This window comes from Halomonas sp. 707D4 (genome assembly GCF_024158685.1).
In the GTDB taxonomy this organism is placed as follows: domain Bacteria; phylum Pseudomonadota; class Gammaproteobacteria; order Pseudomonadales; family Halomonadaceae; genus Vreelandella.
The window spans coordinates 1-4,790 of sequence record NZ_JAMZBD010000237.1 but is presented as its reverse complement, the minus strand read 5'-3'; the positions used below and the strand labels follow the sequence as shown (position 1 = coordinate 4,790).

General features: G+C 62.8%; 6 protein-coding genes. 2 read left to right on the top strand and 4 right to left on the bottom strand.

What is annotated here, in order from left to right:
- Positions 1-843, top strand: an 843-nt coding sequence (locus tag BIS11_RS10940; RefSeq protein ID WP_253586047.1) for a Na+/H+ antiporter NhaC family protein, incomplete at its 5' end; no start/stop codon positions are given.
- 62 nt (positions 844-905) lie between these two features.
- Here the strand turns inward: BIS11_RS10940 and BIS11_RS10935 are convergent.
- The 4 genes from BIS11_RS10935 to BIS11_RS10920 form a co-directional block, all read right to left on the bottom strand.
- Entirely contained in the window at positions 906-1,646 is a 741-nt protein-coding gene (locus BIS11_RS10935) for an RNA methyltransferase (protein ID WP_253418938.1), read from the bottom strand.
- A gap of 135 nt (positions 1,647-1,781) precedes the next feature.
- The gene (groL, locus tag BIS11_RS10930; RefSeq protein ID WP_253418937.1) at positions 1,782-3,425 is read right to left on the bottom strand and encodes a chaperonin GroEL; all 1,644 of its coding nucleotides are present in this window, start codon (positions 3,423-3,425) and stop codon (positions 1,782-1,784) included.
- Positions 3,426-3,484: 59 nt separating this feature from the next.
- Positions 3,485-3,778 carry a co-chaperone GroES gene (locus BIS11_RS10925; protein ID WP_227390680.1) on the bottom strand — a complete coding sequence of 98 codons (294 nt, stop codon included), beginning with the start codon at positions 3,776-3,778 and terminating at the stop codon, positions 3,485-3,487.
- A 215-nt stretch (positions 3,779-3,993) separates the two neighbouring features.
- Positions 3,994-4,485 (bottom strand): FxsA family protein, encoded by a 492-nt coding sequence (locus BIS11_RS10920; RefSeq protein ID WP_253418935.1) that lies wholly within the window; start codon positions 4,483-4,485, stop codon positions 3,994-3,996.
- A 120-nt stretch (positions 4,486-4,605) separates the two neighbouring features.
- Between BIS11_RS10920 and BIS11_RS10915 the strand changes: the two genes are divergently transcribed.
- A partial coding sequence (locus tag BIS11_RS10915; protein ID WP_253586046.1) for an SDR family NAD(P)-dependent oxidoreductase occupies positions 4,606-4,790 on the top strand: 185 nt, incomplete at its 3' end.

Below are 4,790 nucleotides of genomic sequence, written 5' to 3'. Positions count from 1 at the left end.
ATCTTTCTCAACGATATCCTGCTGGCGAATCTCAATAGCGCCGGGGAGGCGCTGGGGCTCGAGATCACCCGCTCGATGGTGCCGGCGGCCATGGCGATCCCGGTCGGCGGCATGGCGCTGGGGCTTCTGGTGGCGCTGTTCTTCAGCTATCGCGGGCGGCGCGGCTATGCCGACAAGCAAGTGGCGGCGAGCAGTGTCTCTGCCGGCCACACCAGCGCGACGCCGCACAGGCTGGGCCTGGTGATGTCCGGGGTGGCCATCGTGGCGGCCCTCGGCCTGCAGCTCTACACCGGGTCGATGATCCTGGGCGGGCTGGTCGGCATCGGACTCCTCTCGATGGGGAACATCTTCAAGTGGCGTGAGGCGGACGACCTGTTCACCAGCGGCATGCGCATGATGGCGCTGATCGGCTTCATCATGATCTCGGCGGCAGGTTTCGCCGAGGTGATGAAGGCCACTGGTGACATCGACTCACTGGTGAGTGGCGCCTTCGAGCTGTTCGGTGACAATCGAGGCCTGGCCGCGCTCACCATGCTGCTGGTCGGTCTGTTCATCACCCTGGGTATCGGCTCGTCGTTTTCGACCATTCCCATCATCGCGGCGATCTTCGTGCCGCTGGCGGTGCAGTTCGGCTTCTCGCCCATGGCCACCGTCGTGCTGGTGGGTACCGCCGCCGCGCTGGGGGATGCGGGGTCACCCGCCTCGGACTCGACCCTCGGCCCGACCGCCGGGCTCAACGTGGATGGTCAGCACGACCATATCTGGGACAGCGTGGTACCCACCTTCATCCACTACAACCTGCCGCTGATCGCCTTCGGCTGGCTGGGCGCGATGTGGCTCTAGGCCAGACGTGTCGTGCTTCAACGAAACAGGCAGCCCCGGGGCTGCCTGTTTTTTATGCAGAATCACTTCTCGTCAGGGGGCAGGTGGGCTTCGAAGGCGCTCAGCAGCCCGCGCAGCAGCGAGAGCTCCTTGCGGCTGGGCTCGGCCCGGGCGAACAGCGCCTGGAGCTGCTCCTCGGTCCTGGCGTGGGGCTGGGTGAGAAAACCGCTCTGGTGCATCACGCGGCCCAGATGCGCCTGAAAATGTGCGAACTGTTCCCGGCTCGGTGGGGTGGCCTCGACCGGGCGCTGGTAGGCAAAGGCGCTCTCGGGACGCTTTCGCCAGGCGCAGTGAACTTCATAAGCCAGAATCTGCACCGCCTGGGAGAGGTTCAGGATACCGTACTCGGGATTGGCGGGGATGCTCACCTGATGGGTGCAGGCGCGAATCTCGTCGTTGGTGAGCCCCGAGCGTTCACGGCCGAACACCAGGGCCACCGGCGCGTGATCGGCGTTCTGCACCACTGCCCGGGCCATCTCGTCCGGCTCGTCGAAGTGGGGCAGCGGCAGGCTGCGAAGGCGGGCGCTGGCGCCCACCACCTGCACGCAGTCGGAAACCGCTTCGTCGATATGGCTCACCACCCGGGCATTCTCCAGCACGTCCGTGGCCCCGGCGGCAAGTCGCGTGGCGTCTTCGCTTGGAAACTCACGCGGGTTGACCAGCACGAGCTCCGTAAGCCCCATGGTCTTCATCGCCCGGGCGGCGGCGCCAATGTTGCCGGGGTGAAAGGTTTGAACGAGCACGATACGAATTCGGGAGAGCACGGCAATAACCTGAGCGTCTGAAAAGCGCGCATGGTAGCACGCTTCGCCCGCCACCCGCAGCGCGGCCCCAAACGAAAGAACCCCGCACCAGGCGGGGTTCTCGTGACGTCGAACGTCAAGGGGAAGGGGCAGGGCTTACATCATGCCGCCCATGCCACCCATTCCGCCCATGCCACCCATGTCCGGGGCAGCTTCCTTCTCTTCCGGGTCGTCGGCGATCATGCACTCGGTGGTGATCATCAGGCCTGCGACGGAACCGGCGGACTGAAGCGCCGTGCGGGTCACTTTCGCCGGGTCGAGAACGCCCATTTCGAACAGGTCGCCGTACTCGCTGGTCTGCGCGTTGTAGCCGAAGTTGCCTTCGCCGTCTTTCACGCGGTTGATGACCACGGCGGCTTCTTCACCGGCGTTGGTGACGATCTGACGCAGCGGCGCCTGCATGGCACGCAGCGCCATGTTGATGCCGTGGTTCTGGTCTTCGTTGTCGCCGGTGAGGCCTTGTACCTTGGCCATGACGCGAACGAGGGCAGTACCGCCGCCAGGCACGACGCCTTCCTCGACCGCCGCACGGGTGGAGTGCAGCGCGTCTTCGACGCGGGCCTTCTTCTCTTTCATCTCGACTTCGGTGGCCGCACCGACGCGGATGACCGCAACGCCGCCCGCCAGCTTCGCGACGCGCTCCTGGAGCTTCTCCTTGTCGTAATCAGAAGAGGTCTCTTCGATCTGCGCGCGGATCTGGTTGACGCGGGCTTCGATGTCGTTCTCGGCGCCGGCACCATCGATGATGGTGGTGTTTTCCTTGGACATGGTCATGCGCTTGGCAGTACCCAGGTGGTCCAGGTTCGCCTGCTCCAGGGTCAGACCCACTTCTTCGGAAATCACGGTGCCGTTGGTCAGGATCGCGATGTCCTGCAGCATGGACTTGCGGCGATCGCCGAAGCCCGGCGCCTTGGCAGCGGCGACCTTGACGATACCGCGCATGTTGTTGACGACCAGGGTCGCCAGCGCTTCGCCTTCGATGTCTTCGGCGATGATGGCCAGCGGCTTGCCCTGCTTGGCAACGGCTTCCAGTACCGGCAGCAGCTCGCGAATGTTGGAGACTTTCTTGTCGACCAGCAGGATGTAGGGGTCTTCGAGCTCGACCGCCATGGTGTCCTGGTTGGTGACGAAGTAGGGCGAGAGGTAGCCACGGTCGAACTGCATGCCTTCGACGACTTCCAGCTCGTCTTCGAAACCACGACCTTCGTCGACGGTGATGACGCCTTCCTTGCCGACTTTTTCCATCGCTTCGGCGATGATCTCACCGATGCGCTTGTCGCCGTTGGCAGAGATGGTACCGACCTGGGCGATGGACTTGGTGTCGGTGCAGGGCACGGACATCGCCTGAATCTCTTTTACCGCAGCGGTCACGGCCTGATCGATACCGCGCTTCAGATCCATCGGGTTCATGCCGGCGGTCACGCCCTTCAGGCCTTCGGCAACGATCGCCTGGGCCAGAACGGTAGCGGTGGTGGTGCCGTCACCAGCGGCATCAGAAGTCTTGGAAGCGACTTCCTTGACCATCTGCGCGCCCATGTTCTCGAACTTGTCCTTCAGCTCAATTTCCTTGGCCACGGAAACACCGTCCTTGGTCACGGTCGGCGCGCCAAAGGACTTGTCGAGTACCACGTTGCGGCCTTTCGGGCCCAGGGTGACTTTCACGGCGTTGGCCAGTACGTCTACACCGCGCGCCATGCGCTTGCGGGCATCATCGGAAAACTTGACTTGCTTAGCTGCCATGTTCGTTACTTCCTATATCGAAAAAGTAAATGTGAAAGCAAGGGGTCGCGGCAATGAAATCAGCCTTCGACGACCGCCAGGATGTCGGCTTCGCTCATGATCAGGACTTCTTCGCCGTTGATCTTCTGTTTCTCGACGCCGAAGCCATCCTTGAAGATCACGGTGTCGCCTACCTTGACGTCCAGCGCACGCACTTCACCGTTGTCGAGAATACGACCATTGCCCACGGCCAGCACTTCGCCACGGGTGGGTTTTTCCTGGGCGTTGCCCGGAAGCACGATGCCGCCAGCGGTTTTCTGTTCTTCTTCCGTGCGACGAATAACGACGCGATCGTGCAAGGGACGGATATTCATGCTCTCGTTCTCCTGAGGTTCGTCAAAGCCCAACGGGCAGTCTTTAAAAGGATTCTCGTGGTCGTGCCCCGAGAAGCGAAGGCGTCGCGCCTTCATGTTTATGGTATCCGCAGATACCGAATCTTCGCTGACTCCAGAAGTGGGGGCTCGCGTTCGCCTTTCAAGGGCGACAAGGCAAAAAAATCACCTATGACATGCCTACTTAAGTCGCATCTCTAGTGCCGGTGACGCGAATCGTCACGGCTGATGAACTCGCCTTCGAGGGTGGTGGGTTCGCCAGCGTCATGCGAGGCGGGCCGTTCGGGTCGATCGGGCCGGGAATGGGGGCGATAGGCGCTTGCCTGCGAGGCGACCGTGGCCTTGAGACCCAGCCAGCTCAAGCCGGCGAGCAACAGCCTGCGTGCACTGGGCAACAGGCAGGCAAGGCCGAGTGCATCGGAGAGAAACCCCGGCGCCATGAGCAGGGCGCCGCCGAAGATCAGCGCAGCACCCGTGAACAGTTCCGACGAGGGAAGCTCGCCTGCCTGCAGGCGTGCCCGCGCTCGCGCCAGCGCCGAGACGCCTTCGCGACGGATGAGGTGCAGCCCGATGAAACCCGTCAACAGCACGAGCAGCAGCGTGGTCAGAAGGCCGATATGGCTGCCCACCGAGAAGAGCACGACGAAATCGAGTAGGGTGAACACCGAGATGAACAGTAAGATGGGCATGTCTGCCTCCAGCACTAGCGTAAACACTCTTTATGGTGACAGAAAACACGATTACAAGCAGCCGCCAAGCGTAGGCCTCTTCAACGTCTGCGCGCGGCTCACCGAACAAGGGACGCACGAATGAACTTGAATGAAAAGGTCATCGCGATCACCGGTGGCGCTCGGGGACTCGGCTTCGCCATGGCGCGTCACCTGGGGGCGCGGGGCGCTCGACTCGCGCTGCTGGATACCCGCCAGGAGGCGTTAGACGCTGCGGTGGCTCGCCTGGCCGAACAAGGCATCGCGGCCAGCGGGTTCGTGGTCGA